This window comes from Ruegeria sp. YTSC004 (genome assembly GCF_059609805.1).
In genome coordinates, this window is sequence record NZ_JBXWMJ010000014.1 from 49,968 (window position 1) to 74,717 (window position 24,750).

A 24,750-nucleotide genomic window follows, 5' to 3' on the forward strand; every position below is an offset into this window, starting at 1 on the left:
GTGCCAAAGCCGTCCATGCAGGCGCGAGCCGATTTGTGCTATGATCACAGCTGAGGAAATCAAAAGCCGAGTCTTCGATTGATCACCACGCACCAAGGGAGTTTCAATGAAAAAGATGTCTTTCAGACTGATACCCAACCCAAACGACATGGTGGCCTCGGATTTCACCGATCCTGGCTCCTTCACGACCAGTGATACGAACGAAAGAAACTGGTTCAAGTTTGCAAACGACGACGAGACTATTCTCTCGGGCGTTTGGGAATGCCCACCCTGTCGTGAAGAGATCGATGCTTATCCGGTACATGAAATGATGACCGTGATTTCTGGGTCCGTAACACTGACGCATCCTGACGGAGACGCCGAGACCTTCACGGCTGGCGATACGTTTTTCATCAAAAAAGGGAGCAGGTTGATCTGGGAGATCACAGAAAAATTGCGGAAGTGCTACATGATCGTCTCCTAGGAAGTTCGTATTGCGAAGCGATCCCTGCGATCAACCTATGATAAAAACAGACTCGGAACATACATTCTCCGGTTGCTGCGCGAATGGTAGCTATGGGTTGCGAACGGTGTCCTAGAGCCCTGAGCGGGCTTCGTAATCAGCCAGTTGGAGTGAAGAGCCGCATCTACTATTGTCAAAGCATGTCGAGCAAGGGACAACAATTGCAACGAAAGTTGGCGGCAATACTGGCCGCGGATGTCGTTGGGTATTCGGCGCTCATGCACAAAGATGAGCACGCTACACTTCTAATGCTTGATCACCTGGAAAGTGACATCGTCACCCCAACAATAGCGGGCCAATCAGGTCGGGTCGTGAAGAGCATGGGTGATGGTTGGTTGGCGCGATTTGACAGCGCGGCGCAAGCTGTGACCGCAGCAATGCAGCTACAAGAGCAGTTGGCCGAACACTCGTTAATGAACATGCGGATCGGTGTTCATGTGGGTGACATCACAGAAAAAGGTGACGACATTTTGGGTGATGGTGTAAACATTGCCGCGCGCCTTGAGAGAATTGCGCCAACCGGTGGCATCGCTATTTCTGAACCCGTACACTTGAACATTGAACACACTCTGGCAGACGCGTTTAAAGCTGTAGGGAAGAAGAAGCTCAAGAACATCGAGCGCAGCCTGGATGTGTGGATTCACGATGGACCGCACCAGGGCGCATCGCAAAGCTCGCATTCTTTCACAGAGACCAGCTTGCCAAAGCTCTCCATCCATCCTGTGACGTGCAGCGACCAACGCACTGAACTAAAGGAAATGGCCGCAGCTCTCACTTCAGATTTCGGTTCTTATTTTCGAACGATCAACTGGTTAAACGCGGCGATATCCTCCACGGAGCCACCAGAGGGATATACGCTTCGCGGCATGCTGCGTGGACACGGTGACCGATTGCGTTTGGAAGCCCGCTTAAATGACCCTTCAGGTTCTGAAATCTGGACTCAGAAGTTCGACGGTTCGGTCGAGGCTATCTTCGATTGGCAGGACGAGGTCGTAGAAAAGCTGTTGGATGCCGTTAGTGGGATCTTGATCCAGTCTGAGACCGCAAAACTCTCCGCATTGCCAGAAGACGAACTGACCGCCGAGGAGTGCGTCCTGATGGGCATGATCGCTTGGTCGGATGCCGGTATCGACAGTTACGAAGAGACGTTGGCATATCACGCCAGGGCCATTGAGGCTAAACCAACCCTCGCTGCCGCCTATGCTGAAGCAATTTGGACAATGAATGGCGCGAGAACCTATGATCTTCGTCGCGAGCTGTCACCCTACTATGAGAAACTGCCACGCTGGATCGAGGCCGGACGACACATGGCAGGGCAGAGCCCGACGCTTGATTTGAGTGTTGCCGTGGCTGATTACAATGTGGATGGGGATGCGGATCGACTTTCCGTGGCGCTTGAGCAAATCCGGCAAAGAGCGCCATTAGATGCCCGCCTGCATTTGTTTATGGGTTGGGGATACAACTGGGCCGGGTTTCCTAAAATGGCATTGAGTTGCTTTCAGACGGCGCTTCGGTTGGGCCGATATGGAGCCGTTTTCGTGGGTGCTTCCGGAGGTGCCGCCACCTCTTGCGTAATGCTTGGTCGAGACCATGATGCTATCGCCTTTGCAGAAGCAGGTCTGCGCTTCTCAAAAAACTATGCCGCGCTCCACAGCACGAGGGCCGCTGCTCACGCAATGCTTGGGGAACCTGAGAAAGCGTCTGCGGCTTTGGCGCAAATGCTGCAAATGGAGCCTAGTGAAACGATTTCGAAGTGGCGTAGCAACGTGGACTATGGCGGCTCTGAAGGCGCTAAACGCTACTTTGAGGCACTTCGCCGGGCAGGGTTGCCAGAATAGCGGTGCCGGAACCAAGTCGCGCTGACAAATCCGGCAGCTTGATCGCGCATCTTGGTAACTGCAAAGCACGGATTTGAATGTCCGCTTCGGGCTGCGACAAGCCAATCGAACGGATTGCAGATAATGGTGACTCTGGGCTCATTTCAGAAGTGTACTTTTGCAGATGCTCGTGCTGAACGTCCAATCGATGCTGTGGACGAGGCGGCCCTGTAGAATCTAATGTCATTACAGTATCGACGGAGTGGGGCGGGTTATGGCGACATTTGTATTGGTCCATGGAGCGTGGCAAGGGGGATGGTGCTGGGCTCGCGTAGCCGCGCTTCTGCGCAGGGAAGGCCACGACGTTTTTACCCCTACACTGACAGGGTTGGGTGAACGTGCTCACCTCGTGAGTGACGAAACCGATCTGGCCATGCATATCGAGGATGTCCTGGGGGTAATCAGGTGCGAAGAACTCTCCGACATTGTTTTGTGCGGTCACAGCTATGGCGGCATGGTTGTCACCGGAGTGGCGGATAGGGCGCCCGACCACATTCGCTCACTTGTGTACCTCGATGCGCTCGTGCCAGGCGATGGGCAGGCGGCCTTGGATGTTTTGCCTGCGGAAATCGCGGCAGGGCTTCGTGATAGTGCCGTCGATGGCAAAGTCGCGCCGGGCCCCGCGGAGGCTTTTTCGGTGAATGGAGCAGACTGTGCGTGGGTGGACCGCCGAAATGTCGCCCAACCAATCAAGACATTTGAGCAACCGTTGCAACTGGTGAGCGGCGGAGCCGAGGTGGTAAAGCGGACCTACATCTATGCCACCGGCTGGGTCCCAGGGCTTGGCCAACCGTTTTTCGAGCGATATCAGCATCAGTCGGGGTGGACGGCGATTTCGGTGCCATTCGGGCACTACGTGATGATCGATAGGCCTGACGACTTGGCCCGAATGCTAATGTCCGCAATTTGAACTTGGCCGCCGGCTCCTGCACGAGCGCGCGGACAGCGAATTCGCCCGCATAGGAGTGGTTATTGCTTCCTTCCCGATTGTCCTACTTCAACCGCCGCTTCGGGGAAGATGTTGCACATCAATACGTCAACCAGGAGGTCTCGCACCATAAAATTTTAGCGGCTTGTTGATTTGAGCTAAGTGGATTCCACGTACCGTCATACAGCTCAGTCGAGATTGACTGGCTACAACAGATGTGCGGATTTTAGTGCCTCCATAACGTATTGCCGAACCGCAGCGACCTGCGGAGCGGCCAAGCGTTCAGGGCGGCAAAGTAAACTCAGGGGAACTGGTTCGGTAGACCATTCAGGAAGAAGGCGCACGAGGTTGCCAGCGCGTTCATCCTGTTGCGCCAGCAATGTGGGCAGCATGGCAACTGCATGCCCCGTTAAAACTGCTGTAATTGCGAGCTCCATCGTATTGACTCGCAAGCCGACGGGCGGCGCAACGGCCTCACTTTGACCTGCTTCGTTCTTGAATAGCCATTTGCCTGATTCTTGTGTGCGCAAAACGCATGACACCGAGAGTAAATCAGCAGGCTGGTTGACGGTTTTCATCCGCTTCAATAGCGGCGGGCTGGCGTAAGGTGCCCGCTGCGCAGGCGGTAAGGCTGCCGGGATGAACCGTCCTTTATCGGCGGGGCCGGTCCTGAATGCCAGATCGATGTCTTCTGCCGCAAAATCCGACCTGGAATCGTCGGCATGAAGCTCCAGTTCGACATTTGGATAGCGGGATTGAAGCCCGGCCAGGAGCGGGACAAATACGGTGCCAAGCAGGCTGTTGGGCCCCGAGACCGACACTCGACCAGCAATCTTCCCGCTTCTGGCAAAGCCAAGCTCTGCCTCTGCCTCAAGCGCTGCGTCAACAGGCCCCGCGCAGATCTCGAATATTCTGCGCCCTGCTGTGGTCGGGGCCACTGCCCGACCTGACCGGTCCAACAATACCAGCCCCAATTCAGCTTCAAAAAGCGCAAGCTTCTGACTGATCGATGATTTCGTGGTGTTCAGCTCCGCCGCTGCTGCACTCATCGAGCCAGCACGAACAGTAGCCACCAGGGCCTTGGCGCAGGAGTAGAATCTATCGTTCATAATTACGAACAGTAGTTAACAAAAGGATCATTTTCCAGAACGAATGGAATCCCTAAATTCTGTCCCAGCGAACAGGCCAGGATATGAGAAATGCAGACAGATACGGTCTACCACCCCGCCGCGACACGAGAGTTTAAGGACTTCGGCTTCATGCAAGCGTATATGTCGTTTAAGCCGCATCTGGAAGCAGGGCGGCGCAGGTTCGGCCCGCTGATCACAATCGATGACGGCACGCTGTCCCCCGGCGCCAAGGGATTTGGCCTGCATCCGCATCAGGATGTCGAGGTGGTTACCTTCATGGTAGACGGAGAGGTGTCGCATATCGATCCGGTGGTGCCCGTTCACAACGGCACTGTAAAAGCGAAGGGCCTTCAGGTGATCTCCGCTGGCACCGGTATCCTCCACAACGAAGTGAACAACTCGCGGACAATGCCGATGCGAGCTCTGCAAATCTGGTTCGAGCCGCAATTCGAAGGGTTGGCGCCGGCTTATTCCAGCAAAGAGCTGGAAACCGCGGACCACACCAATCGGTTCCAGCTGGTGCTGTCGCCCGACGGTGCCGAAGGCTCCCTTGTTGTACAGCAGGAAGTGCGTCTCAGTTACGGCAAATTCGACCGCTTCGGCGCGCTGAGTTTCAGCCCGTCCGGCCCTGATCGTAGCCTCTACATCTTTATGATCGAAGGCGAGGCAATTGTTGCTGGTCTTGCCCTTGGCAAAGGAGATGGGCTGGGACTGCTCCGTGCCGGGGACCTGGCGATTGAGGCTTCAAATGGAGCCGAACTCCTGATCTTCGAATTGCCCTCATCCCATATTTCTTAACCAGAAAAGGACATCAACATGACCTCCACGAAAGTGACCCCCGACAACGCAGCCATCGTTCTGATCGACCACCAGGTCGGCACAATGAATTGGGCAAAATCCGTTGACCGCGATCTGATCGAAGCCAACACCCGCGCCCTCGCGCGGACGGCGACCGAGCTTGGCATGCCGCTGGTGCTGACCTCCAGCATGGAAGACAACATGCAGGGGCCGCTGATGCCCACGCTGGAAGAGATCGCGCCGGATGCATTCGCCGCGCGGATAAAGCGTCCCGGCGTAGTGAACTGCTGGGATGACAGCGCCTTTGCAGATGCCTGCCGCGACACCGGGCGCAAGAATTTCATCATGGCAGGCATCACCACCGACGTGTGCCTTGCCCCGCCCGCAATTAGCGCCGCCGACGAAGGCTTTGCTGTGACCGCTGTGGTCGATGCCTCCGGTTCCCCAACTGCGCTGACGGATGAGATGGCGTTCCGGAAGATGGAGCGCGGCGGTGTCGAGCTCACCACAACCAGCGCGCTGCTGGCAGAGCTTGCGGTCAATTGGGCTGGCGAGACTGGCCAGAAAATCATGCAGATCCTCGGCGAGGAAATCCTGAGCCGCGGATAGACTCTCAGATCGATTACAAACGATACGGGAGCGGCCGCCCTATCACAGGGCGGCAGCTATTCGCGTTCGAATGCCGTTCAGAATGAAGTAGCAAATGACCTTTTCTTTGCGCAGGAAACTGCAAAGTCTAGTTGCGAAGGTCCGGATTGGGCTGCCACCAGACTATCAAACTGACTGTAGAAAATGGTAAATCTGAGCCCGGTACTACTGCTTCGTCGATTTCGCGAGAACGGCAGATACTGTGTGCGTCTTGCGGCTTCTAGTGATCGCGATTGCACCCAGAACTAACGCACATGCCAAGGCTTGAGGTAAAGTAATGGTTTCGCCAAAGGCTAGAAATCCAACAGCAAACATCGTGGGTAACTCTATGCTTCCGACCACCGCAGTTTGAGAAGCCCCAATTACGGGTGAGCAAATCGTATAGATAAGTTGGGGCACGAACGCGGTGACAAATCCAATACCAACAATGAGAAGCCAATCGGATTGTTCCCCCGGGAGCAGCTCTCCAGCTTGAGCGCCAAGGATGAGCGGAGCAAGGCCCAGTACAGACCCCAGAGAAACTGACGCGATGCGTGCCAATGGCGCAATCCGTGACAACCTGTGTACGAGGACGCAGATTCCGAAGCCAAACCCAAATGGGGCAGCAAGGGATAGCAGCAGAGTTGGTAGGTGCTCCGCAGGCACTGATGCGGGCGAGCCAGCAATGACGGCTGCCACCACAATCAGACCAGAGGCCAACAATGCGCGCCTCGTTGGTGCATCAGCGAACACGGCCCAAGCAATGATCAGAGTGAATACTGGATAGGTCATGTAAAGCACACCCACTGTCGATGCGGGCAACTTCTCCAGCGCCGTAACATACCCGATCCATCCAAGCCCCATTACGGCTCCAGCTGAAAGGCCCCAAGTGATCACTCGCCATTCTTTTCGGTGCAAAATGAGAACAGGAAGCAGAAGAATCGCCGCAACAATGTAGCGGTAGAATGCGACTGCATAGGGTGCGACGCCCTGTTCGGTCAGGCTGCGGCTGAAATAGGGAACCAGTCCGAAACAGATTGAAGCAAAAAGAACACCAAAAACTGCAAGTGCGTAAGGGATGGACGGTCGATTTCGCGCAGATGTCGTTGACATAATCTGGAGCTATCACGCATTTTCTATTTCGTCTTTAGAGATTCGAAGAACGACAGCTTTGTCCGCATCTAAGAGAATGCAAAGCCTAGTTGAGAATGCCCGCTTCGGGCTGCGAGCAGTTACGGATGTGTCGCAAATTTTTGGAGCGGCCAGCGACAGCGACTTATCAGACAAACTTATCCTACGATCTCTGCAAATAGCCGGAAGCCAGATGTCGTAGTGCTGGGGAATTGCTGTTTTCGGATCATGTTGGCGACCTCGATGCCGTCCAAAGTAGCTGATGCGGATCTGAACGATTTGAACCCACACATGTGCCGTACGCGACGCTTGATAAATCGATGATCCTGTTCGATCAGGTTATTCAGATACTTGGACCTGACCGTTTGGATTTTGGCTGGGCAGCCAAACCGATTAAGGATTTTGTTCACTTCTCGAATGCCCGCCGCGTTGGCGCCACTTTTGTCGATGACGATCTTGCTCGGGATTCCATTTGAAGACAGCGCTTTGGCGAAGAACATGGCGGCTGCTGGACGGTTCCTGCGTTCGGACAGCATGAAATCAAGGGTATTCCCGGCCTTGTCGACGGCCCGGTAGAGGTACATCCATTTGCCGCGAACACGAATGTAGGTCTCGTCCATGCGCCATGAACTCAGCGTTGGACGCTTCTTTGATTGCGCACGAGCTGCGACGATCGGCGAGTATTTCACAACCCACCTATTCAATGTGGCATGGTCAACTCGCACACCGCGCTCAGCCATGATCTCTTCCAAGTCACGATAAGACACCGTGTACCGCAGATAGAAGTAAACAGCGTAAAAAACTGCATCCTTGGGAAAATGACAGCCCTTCAATGAGATCATGCTCAAATAACCTGTTCGAAAACAATTCGACGCGTACAAACCTTAGATCAGGCATACTCGTCAACTAGACCCCAGAGTTTGCGACACATCCGCCTCGTCTGCGCTTTTGCTTTTCGAGGTTATGGAGCGCCGCAGCAGCCTGGGCTTCGTCTTCGTACGTCACCATCATGGCTTGCCCGTTTGTGCCAATACGTCCCCATGTACGAAGAACGGACACTTCCCCAAACAGCGTCGGCTGCAGCTCTATTCCGTAGTACCGTGCCATGTTGACGTCCGGGTCCACATGGATCAGGTGGACAGGTGTGGTGTCTGACAGCTCCATGCTCCCAGTATTGCTTGGCACAATCCAGCTGTCCAATGACATTGCGATATCTATTCTCTGGGAGCGATTCATACCCGTGGTGTGAGGCGGCACGGGTTTCACCCGGCCTTATCAATCTGGTCGCACCATATGCGAGCTGAAGATCTTTGCAGTCCCTCCGTTCGCCGGATCAGGGTTGACGAGCCCGGCCCTTGTCGCGTCCGCTGTAGTTATGGACATAGATGAGAACAAGGTGGATGAAGCAGTCCTGGCGCTGCTCTGGTTGACGCTGCATGACGAGCGCCGCGCGTGGAAAGGTTTTGACTGGGACGCGCTTGATCGCCTGCACCGCAACGGGTTGATCCTGGACCCGGTTGGGAAGGCAATATCGGTGGTGCTGACCGATGAAGGCCTTCGCCGCTCCGAAGAACTTTTTGCAGAGCTTTTTGGGCGGGAACCGAAGAAATAGCATTCGCCGCGACGAGACCATCAATGTAACGCAGTTCTGCACACGCTTGTGGTCTGGCTCGCGGTTGCAATCTGCGCTAGATCGCCCCTGTCCGGCGAACAGGGAGAAGGTGAAAATGGCGACGGGGAACGATCTTGGTGGGCTCATCGGGTTTGTCACCGGTGACGAGATTTGGCACGAGCGGCTCGCGGACGTGTTGGACGAGCATTTTCTGCCAGCGCTCGAGGCATTCGATCTCGATTTCGAGGATTTGGGCGACCTGCTGGGCGATGACTGGCCAATGGTTCTGTGGGGCGGTGGCCTAGAAGACTTGCTGGGCAGGACATTCGGATCGGGCGCCGAAAACGCTGCAGATGCTTATCTGAAAGGGAGTGGAACCAAGGAGAGTGCGCAGACCCGCGCCTATATCAAAGGATTGCGGGACGCGCCGGTCAGCCTTTATGAGGTGAGCGAAATAGACCCTGGCAGATCCATGGTATTGCGCGACGCGCTTTCGGACGCCGAGCCGGTCACCGTCCAGGAACACAGCGCAACGCAGATGCTGCAGAGGTGGGACCGCATTGCGGCTCGGGTTGTCGCGCAGGGAGGTCATAACGTGATCTCAGGGGCTCTGCTTCCCTTCGAGCCAGAAACCGTCGCGTTTTTTGAAGAGGGGCTCCGCTCCGTGTTGAAATTGAACCCCGACGATGAGCTGAGACTGACACAGCATCAGCTACACCGCTCTGCACCCCTCTTCACCAATGCCTGGCTCTTCGCACATTTGCCGAACTTGCTGGACCCGGAACCACCACAAATCAGCAACAGCGATGGCGACGACCTTCTCTTTCACGAGATGCGCTTCCCGCTCGCCAGTAAGGTGACGCAAAGCCAGGTCTCGCAAAGACTGTCCCAGTCCGCAGAACTCGTGGTCTCAGGTCGGAAGGATTGGACCTGGCTTGCCGTCGACAACCCGTCCGGCAACAAGCACGGCACCGGCCTCGTGTTGGACAAGTCGATGTCAGGGACCTCTGTGCTTGGGTCCCTGAACCTGAAAGGCAAAACACTCACGCTTTCTGTAAACTCTGCAGCGCGCGCCGAACGCGGCGAAGCCCTGGTCCGGGACCTCCTGGAGGATCTGGTGAAGTCACCGCTGGCATCAATCCAGACCGTCGAACAGATGATGGCGGATGACAGCCCAGGTGATGGAGTGGCAGAAGAAGAGGACATCCCCCCTGCCCTTGCCCGTCAGATTGCCCACGAACATCTCGAACAACACTACCGCGACACGCTTGACCAGCCGATCCCGGCCCTGGATGGCAAGACACCACGCCAGGCCGTTCGCAGCACCGCAGGCAAGAAAAAGGTGATTGACTGGCTGAAGACAATTGAAATCCGCAGCGCCCGTCAGACTGGCTCCCCTGTTGCAGACTATGATTTCAGCTGGATGTGGGACGAGCTCGGTCTGTCAGATTACCAAAAGTGAACCAGCCAACCTACACAATCGGGTCATCCGACGGACAAGCAGTTTGCTGGGCAATTTCCCTGAAGATACGCATCGTGGCTCAATAGATTTACTCAATACCAGGCATCACACATGTCTGATCTGTAACCATGCGACTGGTCGTCGGCAGGCATGCCCTACTGCCCGCCCGCGATGTTAACTTTACCCACAACTCTGGCTCCGCTTTCAGTTGCCATTGTCTTGGCCGCTACATCAGCCTGAATTTGTGCAGTCGATGCAATCTTCAGATCGTCGCACTTCAGACTTCCCTGGTGCTTGCCATCAATAATGATCTTCTTGGCTGACAATGCACCGTCGACCGATCCGCCAATTTGAACAGTGATTGTATCAGCGCTGATGTCCCCAACCACTCGGCCCTTGATCTCGATGCCTCCCGCACCTGAGTTGAGATTGCCTTCAATTGTCAGATCTTCTTCAACGATTGAGTTTGCCACATTGAAATCCTCTGGATGAGACGTTGGCGACCTTAGAAGGAAAGTCGCTGCTTGAACACCTTCCAATCCTAACCATCGTCTTGGTGCTCAAGCGTTCATTCGATTGGTGAGTCCCACCTAAAAGTCGAAGGTTTTGGAACGGTCGTCGCGACATGTACCATCTCTACCGATCGGCCAATTCTGCCGCTCATCACTTGGTCTTACGCTGCGGTGCGGCTTCCTCAGAACGGACTTTCGCGCCCAGCGTATCAATTGGTTAGGTTTTCAGAATGAAACCTGCAATTTGGATACTTTCAGTGTAGCTGAGCGTGAACCAGAAACCCTTCGACTTCATCTTCACCAATAGCGCGCAAAGCCTCAAGCCGGTGATATCCTTCGACAAGAATGTAACCGCCGCCTTTGTCGGCGCGCAGGCGTATGGGCGTGGTTTGGCCGTTTTCCATTATATCGTATGCGATGCGTTCGACTTTGGCGGGATCCAGAGTTTTTCTCCGTTTGACCGGAATGCGAACGTCACTAATGGCAAATTTTTCTTTTAGAGGCATGATCTCAACTTGCGCGAGAGGGCAGCATATAAGCAAGCATTTCGGCCACGATATCCACCAATTTCTGAATTTGCCTCATGGAGCCGCTAGATAACAGCCTATGTATAAGCGGCCATGAGTTCGTAAATTACCGAGCAATTAGCCAAATCAAGGACATCTTGGTGAACGGCGCTTTACCGACATTTGACATTTTTTCAGATGTTACTAGTCGACTTCCCGAAAGCCGCCATTCGTGCACAGAGCAGCATTTTGAGTTGCTGAGCGACAGCAATGCCTGAAAAGTGCTGCTCGAAGAAGTAAAAGCACAAACGGGCTGGTGAACAAGAAGCCTCGTCAACGCTCCTGCAGCAATGCTCACTTGATAGGATATGAAGTGAGTAGTTAACCGGCTGGCATGCCACTCCGTGAAACAGTATAAGACGTTTCTTGCACAACAAGACAGGGATCGTGGGTCACCGCCATGAGGTCATTATCGAACCCCGCCGTGGCAGTCGAAAAGGTTGTCCGCCCGAAGGTCCGTGAGTACTTTATGAACCGGCGGGCCGAGGTGGATGTGTTTGTGACAAGGCATTTCACCTGGCCCGGAACACTTCTCCTTCACCGGTCGGCACTCGGCTGGGACATTCTGCGCGCCCCGATGAATGTGGTGCTTTCACCGATCCTGGTGCTGACGCGGATCGCGGCATATCTTTGCCGCCGTGCCCGGTGGCGTGGCGGATCGGACTGGCTGGCCTCACGGCGTATCCTGTTGCGCACCACTGTGGCGCGCAGGGTCGAAGTCTGCATCGTGACTGATCTTCTGCAACTGTCGTTGGCGCAAGGGGCTGCGGCTCGTAGTCCGGACGCGCTTTCGCGCGCCATCCTTGCTGCACCGAAGTTTCGCGAAATGATCCGAAAACGTGAGAGCGCGGCCGATGCGGAGGCCCTCGGCCATCGAATGGCGGACGCGATTTCCGAGTATGCAGCAACTCGGTCTGCCGTTGCCGAGATGACTACTGTGCTCTGTGCGCTTGTTGTCGGTGCACTGGTCTTTCAGGCGCTAACACCGGGCATGATCTCGATGGCGCCGGGGGTTGCTGATGCCATGGCAAGCACCAATGCCATCACGGAGTTTCCGCTGGGTCAGACAATTGGCGGGATTTGGTACGGTTTTTTCCCGACGGGCGCATCGCCCTGGCTTACCACCGTCACCATGGCGGGGCTTGTCATGATCGGATCGGTTTTCGCCGCGTTCGCAGGTGTGTTTGCCGACCCTGTTCAGAGTCGCCTTGGAATTCACCGCCGCCGCCTTCTTCGTCTCATTGATACGCTCGAGGTGGAACTTACCGGGCTAGGACAGAGCCCCTTCGTCGCGCGTGAGCATTTCTACGCCCGGCTTTTGGACCTCTGGGATGCCGGAGCGGGTGTATTTCGCATTTTCCGGAACTGACGCGCAGACTTGGAGGGAGGCTCGGGCCGTTACCAGTCATTCATCGTGACCCTCACCGCCGCAGCGCAGCCCGCATAACCGCCGTTCGCTGCACTTGCTCGATTTCGATAACGGCCAAGGTCTCAAGAGCGGACAAAGCCGCCGTTTGGTTAAATATTATGTGCTTGGCATCCGACCCCATGTTTGAATCACACTATTGAATGTCCATACAGTTTCTGGGTGAGATAAATGCTCTCTGACGTCAGCGATCAACTTTTCCAGATGAGCCTTTGGCACACCCAAATCATCAATAATCCTTTTTTTCATCGATTCGACGGTTGATGGCATGTAGTCCCGCCAAGCATCCTGCGCACGGGTACCAATGAGGACCGGATTGTAACAAACATTCTCGAGACCGGCGCGCATCAGAAGCCGATATAGCCGATGTGCGATGGGATCGCTGCCGCCATCAGGAAAGCACGCGACAAATATGTCTGCCAGTTCGCGCCAAGCCGGATGTTCTGGATAGCACTTAAGCGTGTGAAAATCTGCTTCTTGCGTGGCCACTACGCCTCCGGGTGCTACCAGTCGAACTGCCTCGCCAACAAGCTTCTCTGGACTCCCCGCAGTGCTTGCCAAGAATCGGAGATGCACCAGATCGAATGTTTTGTCCGGAAGACCGGTTGCATACGCGTCGCCCAAAATGAACTCGCAATTATCGGGCGCGTCGGCGCGCGCTATCGCGAGAAATTCTTCGTCACCATCGAGTCCTGTGACGTGACCGCTGGAGCCAACAAGTTCAAGGAGATAATGTGTAATACCTTCGGGGCCGCAGGCTAGGTCTAGACATTTCCAGCCCGAGGCCACACCAATGGATTTAAGCAGCCTTATTGTCGATTCCGACAAAGCAGTGTCTTGGGCTTTCAGGCGCTCTACCTCTCCCTTGCGATGCTGAATTGGATACTGACCTGACGAATACTCTACGTGTTCCATGCTAGCCTCCCCTGTTCCAACACATCTAGGAATATCACTTTGCGTTCAATGGAGCTATTGGTTCACGAAGTCCGCTTTGCCCAAATACAATTAACGGGCTCATTCCGGACCTCAGTGTTGTTGCAGCACAGGCCCCTGCCCCCCCCTGTCAACTGGCCACGCAGACGGCCCAATGCCGACCTTGAGCGAGGCCTTCAGATGTTGCAGCCGCAGCCCGCTTTGCCGACATTCGCTGCGACAGCAAAGCCTGGGCGAGCCTGAATTCACAAATCACGGACAATACCGACTTTTGCAGCCACGACTTTTGCTCTTGCCGAAATTGCTCGCATCCGCAGCGGTAGATTTTTCGGCCGAGCAGTGCTTTCCCGTTTGCGGCTTTTCTGTTGAGCGAACCCAGCCAGAGTTCAGCAATCCTTTCGCTGTAATCAGCGTTGAAAATCGAACGCCAGTGAAGCGGGTTGTCAAAAAGAGAAAACGAAATTCCGTTTCGGAATTTAAGTAACTTACGCGATTAACAAAAACGACATCGGGTCGCTCGCAGGAAAGAAAAAATGAGGAAACAGGTTTGACTAGTTCCCAGTCCATTGAGCACTTCTCATGCATGAACGTCGAATACCAGAATGGCTTCGCCATGCGCCAGCACCAAGTGTGCGGGGATTCGCCATTCTGGCGGGTACAGAGGCGATTGCCAGGGGTATTTTGATCTCTGTCTTTCCGGTAGCGATGTACAACGCGCTGAAGGATGCGCGATTTGTGTCCGAAATTTATTTCGCCATTGGCGCAGTTTCACTCTTGATCGGTCTTCTGGTTCCCTACCTGATCCGTTTTGTCCCAAGGAGATGGGTCTATGTGTTCGGCACTCTTTCGTACGTCGCGGGCGCGGTTGTGACGACCGTTGCGACCCCTGCTGCCGTTATTGCGGGGCTCGCACTCACGACTTTCGCCGTTGTGACGACATTTGTGTGCTTCAACGCCTATGTGCTCGACCATATTGCCAGGATTGAACTGGGACGTTTTGAGACATCTCGGCTTTTCTACAGTGCGCTGGGTTGGACGGCTGGCCCTGCACTTGGCGCGATATTGTACGAATGGTGGCAACCTGCACCGTTCCTGATTGCAGCCGGTGCAGCGATTGTCATGCTTCTCATCTTTCTTGTTATGCGCCTCGGAAACGGCCGGCTGGCACATTCTAAACTGCGTTGCGACAAATCCCCTATCTTGCTGAAAAGCAAGGAGAACGGAAATTGGCACACACGGAATTGGATCTGCACGAGCGGCGCGCCATTGAGGACATGTTGAATGCAAAGATGCCCGTCAGCAAGATTGCGGTCGAGATCGGCAGGCATCGGTCCACGGTTTATCGAGAGATCAACCGGAACCGTTTCGAAGACTCCGAGTTGTCGCATCTGAGTGGCTACTATGGCGTCAAAGCACAACGAACGGCGCAGTCCAGACGCGCTCGGCGGCGAAAGCTGATCCGTTTGGAAAACCTGCGCGCACATGTCATCGACCGTTTGATTGCAGGTTGGACGCCGGAACAGATCGCGGGCCGCCTCGGTTACGACGATCAGCCTGTCCGGGTCAGCCACGAGACGATTTACGCCTATGTCTACAGCCCCGAAGGCCAATCCGAACAACTGGCGCGACACTTGCCGAGCCGACGTAAGAAACGCCGCCCGCGTTATGCCAGACGCCCCAGAGGCCAGGTTTTCCCGCCGGATCGGTCCATTCACCAGCGCCCGGAAGGCGTAAAAACACGCGAAGAATTCGGCGATTGGGAAGGCGATCTGATGATCTTCGAGCGCCACACGGGTAAAATGAATGCCGCCTCGTTGGTCGAGCGGAAGACCCGGTTTGCTGTGCTGTTCCGCAACAACGACCGCAGTTCAGCGCATTTCATGAACAAACTGATGGATGTGATGGAACCCCTGCCCCAACCAGCACGACGCTCGATTACATTTGACAGGGGTTTTGAATTCCGAGAGTGGCGCAGGCTCAAATCGGGCATCGGTACTGAGAGCTGGTTCTGTGATCCTCAAGCGCCCTGGCAGAAGGGGTCGGTTGAAAACCTGAACAAGCGGGCCCGCCGATACCTTCCACGCGACACCCAACTCGCGGCGCTCTCAAATCGCAAAATGAAGGCGATTTGCGACCGCCTGAACGGAACCCCGAGAAAGTGCCTCGGATGGCAAACTCCAACCGAGGCATTCAGAGATGAACTCATGAAGCTGAGATAGCGAGAACCGTCGCAACGACCCTTGAGACTTCTGCTCATCACCAGAAGCCAATGCGCTCCCGCAAATCCGTTCGCCTATTTCGGGAGGTTTTTTGCGCAACCGCGATTGGTTGCCGGATGGGTATTCGCAGTCGTTCGTTCCTGCGGGTGGTGGATTTATGTCGTATATCTGCCCATCTATGCGGTTCAGAACGGGCTAGGCAGCCAGCTTGGAGGGATTGCTTTATCGATTTCCAATGCCGCCCTGTTTTGCACCCCGCTGATGCTTAGGTTTATGCAGCGCAGTTCGGTGCGCGCAGCAGTCAGAACCGGATTCCTCATGTCCGGGCTGCTGTTTCTTTTTGCTGGAGTTCCATTCGGAATCCCTGAAGTCACAATCGCGTTCTTAATGATGGGCTCGATTTTCCTGATCTTGCTTGATGTTTCCGCAGGTTTGCCGTTCCTTCTCGCAGTCAAACCTTCCGAACGAACTGAGATGTCAGCAATTTACGCGAGCTTTCGCGATGTTTCGGGTATTATTACACCTGGTGCCGCCTGGCTGGTTCTTCTCGTGGCACCGCTCTCTGGCGTGTTCGCCGCGGGTGGCCCGGGTTTGCTTTGGACGTGGGTTCTGGCTCGTAAGCTGCACCCCCGGTTGGGTCAGACACGCATATCTGTCGAAAGTACTTCAAAGGCAGCTGGCAAAGTTGCTTCTGATATGGTGAGCCTGCCAAACTTAGTCCATGAGAAATCAGTCGCCAGTCGCTTACCGACGGATACATAATAGAGGCCAGCCATTGAGTGACCAAAGCAACTCAGGCGTCAGTACCGTGCGGATTCCAAGATTTAGCAGATACGTTGGACTACAGGAAATGCCATTTCAGCGAATATGTTAAAGGCAAGCCTAACACTTTCGACTCTGTTTCCTACACGAAAGGAATCGTTAGCCTTGTAGTCTCGGACTCTAAATTAAACGAGTACGGAAAACGTTAGCGAAACGCCGGGCCATGTGCCCAGACCGTCAACGAATACCGATCACCATTCTCAACCGGTGTCACTTGATGCAACAAAAAGCTTGGAAAGATGGTCGCGCTCCCCTGATGGCGGCTGGCCGTTACAGCATAAGCACCCGGCATAATCTCCAAGTCACCGCCGTCGTACATCCCGGGTTTGCTGAGCTGTACGACCATAGACAGCTTTCTTTTTCGGGCAACGGGCCCGTCGCCAATATCGGAATGCCACGCAAAATGACCACCATCTGATGCTTTGTAGCATGCAATCTGCGGGCTTTCCGCGAATTCGCGAAGATCGAAGTCAAACTTGCTGGTGTTGGAGCGACGAACCAGATTGATCAGGCGTGACATCACCCAATCAGAGCCGTCGACGTCGTCCAGCCAAGTCACATCCGCTCTGCGCAGATTGTGATCCTTGTTTTGCCCGACAAGCAGAGCCTCGTTCGCCGGGGCTTTTTGTGATGCAGCAACAATTTGCTCACATTCCCGCGCGGTAAATGCACCGGGAATCGAATGAACTTCCAGCATTCTGTACACCGTTTTTGATTGGTACTGGATTTTGCCAAAACACACAGAAGGCGCTGCGCTGTTTTCGACCTAAGAGGCCGAAAGCGACGTAATTTTTTTCCATAATCTCGAATGCTTTCGGTCATGCTATCTGGAGCGGGAATTCCTCTTCGGTGCGCTCGGATCCCAAACGGTATGCGATGCGGGATCAGGGGACGCGAGTATTGCGTCACCTGTGACTGTAATATCCAATGTTCAGGCCTTGGATTTCCCTCAGCCTCCTTTGAATCGGTGATTGTGCCCGCGCCAAGGAAGTTCGCCGGTTGTGTCCCACTCATAATCGCTCGGGCGCAAACGTCGTTCCCGGTTTTCTTTTTCCGGGTCGAATTCGGACGGGTCCCATATCTCGGCGGCATCGCCCCAATCTTGTGGGATTTGCAAATCCTGCTGTTTTGCTACCGAGCGCTTCACGACCCCGAACCGTTGTGACGCAATGAAACGCCTTATATGTTCGGTAACGCGATTTACCCAGCGCCTATCCATCGATTCCTCCTTTCCCTCCACTTCGTTAGTTTAGGAGATCAATGTTCGTTTTCGGAGTGCAAAACCTTATGATTTTTTCTCAACCATGTTATCGACGATCTGAATAGATGTTTGTTTTCAGTATATTGTCTCTTTGAGTGTCAATTCCTTCGATTTGGCAGACTTTTATACCTCCTTATACTGATCTGGTCTCGATGGACGGCCGTGGAGAGAAAAATGCGTTTGCGAAGGTCTTTTGGTTGGAGGTACTGGGCCATCTTGGGCGGCGTTTTGATGGTCGTGGTTACCGCAGGTCTAATTTTCGAGTCAGGCAAAAAGCAGCCCGCAGCAACCGAAGCCCTGGAGGCTTCAGAAAACTGACAATTCGCCTACTAGATGGTAAGCTGCGAGTAGTCCGCTACCTCAGGCCGTGACGGGAAACTGTTCTTTTGCAAAGGCACTCAATAGCTGGGCGGCCTTGCAGGGGAGGCTTTCAGGATCATCGTCTGCAAAAACGGCATAGGCGGCATAGGCAAACCGAGGAGCATCCTCAATCACCCTCAACCAACCGGTTTCGACTTCCTGCGCAACTACCCGCCAGGGGAAATATCCGGCGCTAGGCTGGGCTTTCAAGTAGTTCAGGCCAAGAGTTCCAATACCAAGCTGCAACAATGGCGTCGGAATTTCCGGAAAGTTCAGCAGGTGATCGGCGCGGAATTCTGGCCCCCAGTCGATTAGAACATAGTTTTCTTCAAATAGGTTTCGCGATGTATCGAAATCGCTGCTCACGAGTACAAAGTCATCCTCGAACAACTGCATTGCGGTCAGCCCGACTGTGTTCCGTGGATCATACATTACGGCCAAATCCAGAGCGCCCGCAGTCGTTTGGCTTAGCAATGTTTCAGTTGAAACCGTAGACCCGTGAACCGCCACATTCGGAAACGCTTGCATCAACTCTGGCATCGTGTCGATCAGAAACCCATCCCACAAGCTGGGCACGGCACCGATTTCCAGAGCAGCTTCCACCGCATCAGGCAGGGAGGCGTCGATCCGGGCCTGTGTCCAGCATCTGACAAGGGCCTGCGCATGCTTATGAAAGCGGTGCCCCGCAGGAGTAAGTGTAGCACCTGATTTTCCGCGCTCGAATACTGGTCGTCCAAGTTGTTGTTCGAGCGACCGAATACGCATGCTCACTGTTGATTGCGTCACGTAAACCTTGTTGGCAGCCTCCAGAAAACTGCCCGTTTCGACAATCGCCAGAAATGTGCGCGCGAGTTCAATATCCATGGGGTATCTATTCGATTTTCAAATATAATGCATGAAGCAATTTCGCTATTCAACTAAAACAGTATGTGGCAGATTTGGCTCGTAGCATGAAACTGCTGCCGCTGTTCGGTTGCGACCCCTGGGTCTCAGAGTCCCCCATCTCGAAGTGAGTGTCGAAGAACGGCTCCCGGCAGCGCGAAGCATCTTTCATGCTACACGACCTGCCTCACCTGATCGGGAACGTATTGGCCTGCGTTCCCGATCCAAATCGCCGCCGCGCTGTCGTCGCTGTTGCGCGTAAACTGGCTGTTCTGCTCTATCGTATGTGGGCAGATGGCACCGAGTTCCGTCCGGTGACGGTGGAGGGCACAGCATGATCTGAACCGCCCAACACCAAAACTGAACGGGGTCGTCCTCATCGGGCGAGGTTCGTGGATGAAGCCGAATATGGCTGATGCGCAAAGAGAAGCGCGTCCCAAAGCGAGGCTCTCCACTGCCAATCCGACACCTGCGTGCAGCGATGTCCCACGCGGCATCAACCAGACTGCGAAGAGAAGCCTGATCCGGATGAGTGACAAGCGCCCCGATTAAGAAAGAAAAACGAGCTTGACCGATATCCCCAATTAGAGGAACTGCCTTTCGTTACCCCAAGCGAAGCTACAATTTGGCACTGAAAGCAGACTGTCACGAGCGCTCAAACAACATACAAAAAAATGTCATTGGCGTGCCAGAAGCGAACTCATGACAAAGTCCTCCACACAGCCAATTTTCGCGATGACCATAATTGCGAAATGATAGTTGGGTCGCACCTTAAACGTCACCGATAGTCCGGCAGGACGGAAACCGGCTTCACTTCACTACGCCGAAACACGCCAGGTGCACCCGGATCGTTCCATCGAAATAAAGTGATGTGCCAAAGACCCGGACGCCTTCGTGAGGGATCAATCAATCCGATATGCCCGTCTGCTCTGATCCGATCAGCAGCGAACCATGAGGACGGATCCCTACCGGCAGTTACGAGTTTGCGCCAGGGTTGACTGGCAAGCGCATAGATATCTGCGGCCTCGGGGCTGCGCAAATCGAACAACGCGCATCGTTCCACCTCGAAAGTCAGCACAACCCGCGGGCGATCATCCTTCCTGACGTCCTGACCAATAGCGACTTTTGCGCTTTCGACATCAGGGCTCAGATACAAAGCGTCCTGCCCCCGGCGATTGAACCGGGCGGCTGGGCGATCCGGTGCGCCGCGCATGAGGTGAACGTCTGGGTCATCGGCCCAAACAATCTTTACGAATTCTCCGGAAACTTCTGTCAGCATAACGGGTGGCACTGATCGTTTGCGCGTCGCGTTATAGGAAAGACGCAAGGCGGCAGGGGTTTTCCTAGAGCAGAGAAGACGAATGATATCTTGATTGAAATCACTTACTCATGTTTCCTCGCACTGTGTTGCATTTCCAAAGGCCTCTCGCATGACGGCTCCAAAGATCGCCCTCCTTGGCGCAATTCTCGAGTCAAATCGCTTTGCACCCCCGGCTGATTTGTCAGACTTTAAGTCTCTGACATGGCTTACAAGCGATGCTTTGATGTCTGAAGCCAGATCCGCGACACCAAAGCTGGCAATAGAATTTGCGGCCTTTGTCCGGGCGATGGATGCTACGGGCGACTGGACGCCGGTACCCTGTATCTTGGCAGCCAGCCATCCCGCAGGTCCAGTACGAAAAACCGTAATCGAAGAGATCATAGTGACTTCGGAAGACATGCTTCGCTCAGCTGGCCCTGTTGACGCAGTCTACATCTGCAATCACGGCGCGATGGTTGCCGAGCATGACCACGACCCCGACGGTTTGTTGATGTCACGTATTCGAGGAGTTGTTGGACCGGACGTACCTGTCATTGCGACACTCGATTTGCATGCAAATATCTCACAACGGATGGTCGATGCCTGTGACCTGATCGTCGGCTATCGGACAAATCCTCACGTCGATCAGATAGAACGTGGCGAGGAAGCCGCCTTTTCGCTGCGCCGGGTTTTGGCGTCGGGCGTTCGGGCCCAAACCGCACATGTCAAACTGCCTCTTGTTCCCGCATCCGTAACACTTCTAAGTGCAGAGCATCCGTATGGCACGCTGATCGACCACGGTCAGCGACGACAAGCCGAAAGTCGAGGTGAGATCGTCAACGTATCAATCTTTGGCAATTTCCTTTTCTCAGACACGCCTGACAACGGTTTGAGCATCGTTGTCACTGCGCGTGAGGACCAGAAGGCGGCCAATGCACTGGCGGAAGAACTAGCAGACATGGCCTGGTCTTTGAGAACGGATTTCGTTCGGAAACTGACATCGGTGACGGAAGCGATCTCGATTTCCGCTGACCAAGCGCGCACGCCTGTGATTTTCTCCGATGCCGGTGACAATCCTGGTGGCGGCGGCAGTGGCAGGACGACGGAACTGTTAGCCGCTCTTCATGCGGCAAAAGTCGAAGAATGCCTATTCGGTTCCTTTTGTGATCCGGAACTTGCGAACGAAGCCCATGGCATCGGTGTCGGCGGCAAATTCAGGGCACGATTCAACCGGTCTTCCGATTCCAGCGCATTCTGGGCGCAATGGGATGTGCCTTTTGAGGCGGATGCAGAGGTCTTGGGTCTCCATAATGGAGATGTGGTAGGTGAACTGGGCATGACGGCTGGTCGGAGATTGGCCCTAGGGCCATCCGCTGCGCTTCGTATTGGCGGCATCACCGTGGTGGTGATCACCGATCGCACACAGACTGCCGACCCCGTGTTCTTTCATATGTTCGGGCTGGATATTGCGTCTGCCCGGACTGTTGTTGTGAAATCCCGAGGCCACTTTCGGGCCGGGTTTTCCAACTGGTTTGGGCCGAACCAGGTATTTGAGGTCGACACAGGAGGGCTTACGTCGCCAGTTCACAACCGCTGGCCGTTTGCCGGCTTGCCACGACCGAACTTTCCGATGGACGTCGATACCTCGCGGTAGGCTCAAATGCTGCGCTAGACGGGCTCTGAATATTTGTCGTGTGGCGTCGTCAATTTGACAAACTGCATGAACTGGCGGGCAAGCTGTGACGGCGGTCGGCCTGATGGTAGAACGAAGCTGGTGTCATAAAAGATGGCGGCGTCAAATGGCCTGACTACAACACCATCCATCCCCGTCGACAACAATGGGAACGGGTTGATGAGTGTCACGCCCAAACCCTCACGGACGAGCTCCAGAGCGGCCATGTTCGTTGCCGTTTCTGCAACTTGTTTTGGCCGAATTCCAGCGCGCGCAAAGATCTTTTCGGTGATCGCTCGCGTCCCCAGCCTTCGCAGAAACTCGATCAGCGCGACGCCTTCAAGGTCGTGCGGCGTTACCACTCGTTTTTCCGATAGCGGATGGTTGTTCGGCATGGCGCAGACCACCTGACTTCGGCGCCAAGTCATTAGGTGAACACCCGTTCGTTGGATCATCGCACTCGTCAAACCAAGATCATAGCGGAGGTCGAGAATGCCAGCGACAAGCACGTCCGTGGCCTGAATATCCAGTTGAAGCTGCTTTCCTTCATTTTTCTTGAGAAAACTGGCCACCCTGGAGATGACAAAGTGATGCGCCAGAGTTGGCGGCACGATCAGGCGTAACGGCTCGTTATCCGGAGTAGCCCATTCTGCGCCCTCGATGTCCGCAAGCGTCTCGAAGATTGGGTCCAGTTTTTCGTTGAGGCGCAACGCTTCGTCGGTTGGGTCAATGCGTCCCGACCGCCGGAGAAACAAAGACCGTCCAACTCGGGCCTCGAGTTGCGACAAGGACCGACTAACGGCAGACTGAGAAATCCCGAGACGCCGTGCGGCGCCGATTGTCGTCCCAGTTGTGATCACGGCTCTCAGTGACTCGAACTCGCGCAGTCTGTGCCGGTGTTCCGTCATGCTGCATTCCTCCCCCGGTATGATCGATTGAACATCCAAACTCTTGGATTGGTCTATGCAAAATTGCATAGCATTGAGTATTGGCAATGATTTTTGCGGTAGCTAGCCTTTTTTAATAGGGCGCGGGGTCGGCCAAGGATTCGCCTATTCACAAGCGCCAAACAAACAGGGAGTCTTTTTGATGAGGAAACTCACATCTGCGACAGCTGTCGCTGTCGGCATTTTGGCTTTCGGCGTCGGTGCTGTTTCGGCCGAAAAACTGACGATCGGCCTCGCTTCGGAGCCGACGTCACTCGATCCGCATTTTCACAACCTGGGTCCGAACAACGCGATGTCCGTTCACATCTTTGACCGGCTGATCGCGCAGGATGAGAAGCAACGCCTATTGCCAGGTCTTGCCGTGTCATGGGAGCCGATTGATGAATTGACTTGGGAGTTCAAGCTGCGTGAGGGCGTAAAGTTTCACGATGGAAGTGACTTTACGGCGGACGATGTAGTCTGCACCATGGCGCGCGCGCCGGACGTACCGAACTCCCCATCGGGATACGGCACCTATCTCAAGGGTAAGGAAGTCGTCAAGATTGATGACTACACGGTGCATTTCAAAACGGCCGCACCTTATCCGTTAATGGGCAACGACATTTCCACGATCCCTGTGATCTCAGAAGTGGGCTGCGAAGCAACGACGGAAGACTTCAACGCGGGTACGGCCGCCATCGGCACAGGGCCGTTCAAGTTCCAAAGTTACACGCCGGGTGAAAGCATCGTGCTGGTACGGAACGACGACTACTGGAGTGATGCACCGATCTGGTCCGAGGTGGAATTCCGCCCAATCACGTCCGGTCCGAGCCGTGTTGCATCGCTTCTTGCCGGTGACGTCGACATGATATCGGGCGTACCAACGACCGATATCACAACACTTCAGGGCAATGATGGTATCCAGCTGAGCCAGGGCGTGTCCAACCGAGTGATCTATCTTCACATGGACCAATTCCGCGAGGATTCACCCTTTGTGAAGGCCAACGGTGGCGGCGATATCAAGAACCCCCTCATGGACGTCCGCGTCCGCAAGGCGATCAGCATGGCGATCAACCGCGATGCAATCGTTGAGCGTGTCATGGAGGGGGTTGCCCTGCCCGCCGGCCAGCTTCTGCCCGAGGGGTTCTTTGGCGTGTCCGACAATCTGGACGTCGTGGCTTATGACCCGGACGGTGCTAAAGCGCTTCTGGCTGAAGCCGGTTATCCCGATGGATTTGAAATGACAATCCATGGGCCGAATGACCGTTACATCAACGACGCCAAAATTGCCGAGGCAATTGCGCAAATGTTGACCCGTGTTGGCATCAAGACAGCCGTCGAAACAATGCCGCGTTCGGTATACTTTGGACGCGCGTCCAAAGGCAGCCCAGAGGGTCTGCCGGAGTTCAGCTTTATCCTCGTCGGATGGGGCGCGGGGTCCGGCGAAGCGTCCTCGCCTCTCAAATCGCTGATCCATACCCATGACAAGGATGCGGGCTTTGGATCATCGAACCGTGGCCGGCACTCGGATGCTGAAACCGACGCACTGATCGAAGAAGCCCTGCGAACAGTCGATGACGCAAAGCGGCAGGAACTGCTCGCTGCGGCGACAGAGCGCGCGATCGAGAACGTGGCGATCATTCCGACGCACTTCCAGGTCAACACCTGGGCGGCCAAAAAAGGTCTGAGCTACATCCCTCGGACCGACGAATACACTCTCGCGACAGGCGTCGTGAAAGAGTAATCGCAATGCATCCGGGCCGCCTTCGCAGCGGCCCGGAGCCTTTGCCCAGGGAATGTCCTC

At 54.8% G+C, this 24,750-nt stretch carries 27 protein-coding genes and 1 pseudogene; 14 read left to right on the forward strand and 14 right to left on the reverse strand.

Annotated elements, in window-relative coordinates; genetic code table 11:
• Nucleotides 1-115: 115 nt before the first annotated feature.
• From AC2FFP_RS20235 to AC2FFP_RS20245, 3 genes are all read left to right on the forward strand, one after another.
• Nucleotides 116-463 carry a cupin domain-containing protein gene (locus AC2FFP_RS20235; protein ID WP_496881425.1) on the forward strand — a complete coding sequence of 116 codons (348 nt, stop codon included), beginning with the start codon at nt 116-118 and terminating at the stop codon, nt 461-463.
• A 179-nt stretch (nt 464-642) separates the two neighbouring features.
• Nucleotides 643-2,340: an adenylate/guanylate cyclase domain-containing protein gene (locus AC2FFP_RS20240; protein ID WP_496881426.1), complete on the forward strand. Its 1,698-nt coding sequence runs from the start codon at nt 643-645 to the stop codon at nt 2,338-2,340.
• Nucleotides 2,341-2,593: 253 nt separating this feature from the next.
• Entirely contained in the window at nt 2,594-3,289 is a 696-nt protein-coding gene (locus AC2FFP_RS20245; protein ID WP_496881427.1) for an alpha/beta fold hydrolase, read from the forward strand.
• A 224-nt stretch (nt 3,290-3,513) separates the two neighbouring features.
• On the opposite strand, the gene AC2FFP_RS20250 is transcribed toward AC2FFP_RS20245, so the two are convergent.
• Complete coding sequence (locus tag AC2FFP_RS20250; protein ID WP_496881428.1) at nt 3,514-4,416, reverse strand: LysR family transcriptional regulator; 903 nt, start codon at nt 4,414-4,416, stop codon at nt 3,514-3,516.
• A 90-nt stretch (nt 4,417-4,506) separates the two neighbouring features.
• Between AC2FFP_RS20250 and AC2FFP_RS20255 the strand changes: the two genes are divergently transcribed.
• Entirely contained in the window at nt 4,507-5,235 is a 729-nt protein-coding gene (locus AC2FFP_RS20255; RefSeq protein ID WP_496881429.1) for a pirin family protein, read from the forward strand.
• Nucleotides 5,236-5,253: 18 nt separating this feature from the next.
• Entirely contained in the window at nt 5,254-5,844 is a 591-nt protein-coding gene (locus tag AC2FFP_RS20260) for an isochorismatase family protein (protein WP_496881430.1), read from the forward strand.
• A gap of 204 nt (nt 5,845-6,048) precedes the next feature.
• Here the strand turns inward: AC2FFP_RS20260 and AC2FFP_RS20265 are convergent, their stop codons facing one another.
• The 3 genes from AC2FFP_RS20265 to AC2FFP_RS20275 all read right to left on the reverse strand — a co-directional run bounded on the left by AC2FFP_RS20265 (nt 6,049) and on the right by AC2FFP_RS20275 (nt 8,157).
• On the reverse strand, nt 6,049-6,975 hold the full coding sequence (locus AC2FFP_RS20265; protein ID WP_496881431.1) for a DMT family transporter: 927 nt from the start codon (nt 6,973-6,975) through the stop codon (nt 6,049-6,051).
• 176 nt (nt 6,976-7,151) lie between these two features.
• On the reverse strand, nt 7,152-7,835 hold the full coding sequence (locus AC2FFP_RS20270) for an IS6 family transposase (protein ID WP_496783396.1): 684 nt from the start codon (nt 7,833-7,835) through the stop codon (nt 7,152-7,154).
• Nucleotides 7,836-7,899: 64 nt separating this feature from the next.
• The gene (locus AC2FFP_RS20275) at nt 7,900-8,157 is read right to left on the reverse strand and encodes a WGR domain-containing protein (protein ID WP_496881432.1); all 258 of its coding nucleotides are present in this window, start codon (nt 8,155-8,157) and stop codon (nt 7,900-7,902) included.
• Between the two features lie 211 nt (nt 8,158-8,368).
• On the opposite strand from AC2FFP_RS20275, the gene AC2FFP_RS20280 reads away from it, so the two are divergent.
• Together AC2FFP_RS20280 and AC2FFP_RS20285 are read left to right on the forward strand one after the other, a co-directional pair.
• Nucleotides 8,369-8,605: a DUF6429 family protein gene (locus tag AC2FFP_RS20280; protein ID WP_282154245.1), complete on the forward strand. Its 237-nt coding sequence runs from the start codon at nt 8,369-8,371 to the stop codon at nt 8,603-8,605.
• 115 nt (nt 8,606-8,720) lie between these two features.
• A complete protein-coding gene (locus AC2FFP_RS20285) occupies nt 8,721-10,067 on the forward strand; it encodes a DUF7986 domain-containing protein (RefSeq protein WP_496881433.1) in 1,347 nt (448 codons plus the stop codon).
• A 155-nt stretch (nt 10,068-10,222) separates the two neighbouring features.
• On the opposite strand, the gene AC2FFP_RS20290 is transcribed toward AC2FFP_RS20285, so the two are convergent.
• Nucleotides 10,223-10,606, reverse strand: coding sequence for a bactofilin family protein (locus tag AC2FFP_RS20290; RefSeq protein ID WP_496881434.1), 384 nt, complete (start codon nt 10,604-10,606; stop codon nt 10,223-10,225).
• A gap of 227 nt (nt 10,607-10,833) precedes the next feature.
• Nucleotides 10,834-11,085, reverse strand: a complete 252-nt coding sequence (locus AC2FFP_RS20295) for a ParB N-terminal domain-containing protein (RefSeq protein ID WP_496747824.1) — start codon at nt 11,083-11,085, stop codon at nt 10,834-10,836.
• Nucleotides 11,086-11,545: 460 nt separating this feature from the next.
• On the opposite strand from AC2FFP_RS20295, the gene AC2FFP_RS20300 reads away from it, so the two are divergent.
• Nucleotides 11,546-12,514, forward strand: a complete 969-nt coding sequence (locus tag AC2FFP_RS20300; protein WP_496881435.1) for a DUF6635 family protein — start codon at nt 11,546-11,548, stop codon at nt 12,512-12,514.
• A 156-nt stretch (nt 12,515-12,670) separates the two neighbouring features.
• Here AC2FFP_RS20300 and AC2FFP_RS20305 read toward each other — a convergent pair whose 3' ends face one another.
• Both AC2FFP_RS20305 and AC2FFP_RS20310 read right to left on the reverse strand, forming a co-directional pair.
• Nucleotides 12,671-13,486: a class I SAM-dependent methyltransferase gene (locus AC2FFP_RS20305; RefSeq protein WP_496881436.1), complete on the reverse strand. Its 816-nt coding sequence runs from the start codon at nt 13,484-13,486 to the stop codon at nt 12,671-12,673.
• A gap of 270 nt (nt 13,487-13,756) precedes the next feature.
• Complete coding sequence (locus AC2FFP_RS20310; protein ID WP_496778176.1) at nt 13,757-14,071, reverse strand: hypothetical protein; 315 nt, start codon at nt 14,069-14,071, stop codon at nt 13,757-13,759.
• Nucleotides 14,072-14,083: 12 nt separating this feature from the next.
• Here AC2FFP_RS20310 and AC2FFP_RS20315 point away from each other — a divergent pair, with 12 nt between their 5' ends.
• From AC2FFP_RS20315 to AC2FFP_RS20325, 3 genes are all read left to right on the forward strand, one after another.
• Nucleotides 14,084-14,785 carry an MFS transporter gene (locus tag AC2FFP_RS20315; protein ID WP_496881437.1) on the forward strand — a complete coding sequence of 234 codons (702 nt, stop codon included), beginning with the start codon at nt 14,084-14,086 and terminating at the stop codon, nt 14,783-14,785.
• Nucleotides 14,779-15,723 carry an IS30 family transposase gene (locus AC2FFP_RS20320; protein WP_496778518.1) on the forward strand — a complete coding sequence of 315 codons (945 nt, stop codon included), beginning with the start codon at nt 14,779-14,781 and terminating at the stop codon, nt 15,721-15,723. Before AC2FFP_RS20315 ends, AC2FFP_RS20320 begins: the two co-directional genes overlap by 7 nt.
• Nucleotides 15,724-15,828: 105 nt before the next feature.
• Nucleotides 15,829-16,485 (forward strand): hypothetical protein, encoded by a 657-nt coding sequence (locus tag AC2FFP_RS20325; RefSeq protein ID WP_496881438.1) that lies wholly within the window; start codon nt 15,829-15,831, stop codon nt 16,483-16,485.
• A gap of 205 nt (nt 16,486-16,690) precedes the next feature.
• On the opposite strand, the gene AC2FFP_RS20330 is transcribed toward AC2FFP_RS20325, so the two are convergent.
• The 3 genes from AC2FFP_RS20330 to AC2FFP_RS20340 all read right to left on the reverse strand — a co-directional run bounded on the left by AC2FFP_RS20330 (nt 16,691) and on the right by AC2FFP_RS20340 (nt 19,030).
• Nucleotides 16,691-17,242, reverse strand: coding sequence for a 2OG-Fe(II) oxygenase (locus AC2FFP_RS20330; protein ID WP_142636267.1), 552 nt, complete (start codon nt 17,240-17,242; stop codon nt 16,691-16,693).
• 252 nt (nt 17,243-17,494) lie between these two features.
• Complete coding sequence (locus tag AC2FFP_RS20335; RefSeq protein WP_496726893.1) at nt 17,495-17,764, reverse strand: hypothetical protein; 270 nt, start codon at nt 17,762-17,764, stop codon at nt 17,495-17,497.
• A 402-nt stretch (nt 17,765-18,166) separates the two neighbouring features.
• Entirely contained in the window at nt 18,167-19,030 is an 864-nt protein-coding gene (locus AC2FFP_RS20340; RefSeq protein WP_496881439.1) for a LysR family transcriptional regulator, read from the reverse strand.
• Nucleotides 19,031-19,218: 188 nt separating this feature from the next.
• On the opposite strand from AC2FFP_RS20340, the gene AC2FFP_RS20345 reads away from it, so the two are divergent.
• A complete protein-coding gene (locus AC2FFP_RS20345; RefSeq protein ID WP_496726970.1) occupies nt 19,219-19,386 on the forward strand; it encodes a hypothetical protein in 168 nt (55 codons plus the stop codon).
• Between the two features lie 440 nt (nt 19,387-19,826).
• On the opposite strand, the gene AC2FFP_RS20350 is transcribed toward AC2FFP_RS20345, so the two are convergent.
• On the reverse strand, nt 19,827-20,339 hold the full coding sequence (locus AC2FFP_RS20350; RefSeq protein ID WP_496881440.1) for an RES family NAD+ phosphorylase: 513 nt from the start codon (nt 20,337-20,339) through the stop codon (nt 19,827-19,829).
• A gap of 139 nt (nt 20,340-20,478) precedes the next feature.
• Between AC2FFP_RS20350 and AC2FFP_RS20355 the strand changes: the two genes are divergently transcribed.
• Nucleotides 20,479-22,002 carry a M81 family metallopeptidase gene (locus AC2FFP_RS20355; RefSeq protein WP_496881441.1) on the forward strand — a complete coding sequence of 508 codons (1,524 nt, stop codon included), beginning with the start codon at nt 20,479-20,481 and terminating at the stop codon, nt 22,000-22,002.
• A 14-nt stretch (nt 22,003-22,016) separates the two neighbouring features.
• Here AC2FFP_RS20355 and AC2FFP_RS20360 read toward each other — a convergent pair whose 3' ends face one another.
• Together AC2FFP_RS20360 and AC2FFP_RS20365 are read right to left on the reverse strand one after the other, a co-directional pair.
• Entirely contained in the window at nt 22,017-22,730 is a 714-nt protein-coding gene (locus tag AC2FFP_RS20360) for a LysR substrate-binding domain-containing protein (protein WP_496881444.1), read from the reverse strand.
• Nucleotides 22,731-22,742: 12 nt separating this feature from the next.
• Nucleotides 22,743-22,997: pseudogene (locus AC2FFP_RS20365) on the reverse strand (helix-turn-helix domain-containing protein); the annotation flags it as partial.
• Between the two features lie 112 nt (nt 22,998-23,109).
• Between AC2FFP_RS20365 and AC2FFP_RS20370 the strand changes: the two are divergent.
• Nucleotides 23,110-24,690 (forward strand): ABC transporter substrate-binding protein, encoded by a 1,581-nt coding sequence (locus AC2FFP_RS20370; RefSeq protein WP_496778187.1) that lies wholly within the window; start codon nt 23,110-23,112, stop codon nt 24,688-24,690.
• Nucleotides 24,691-24,750 lie beyond the last annotated feature (60 nt).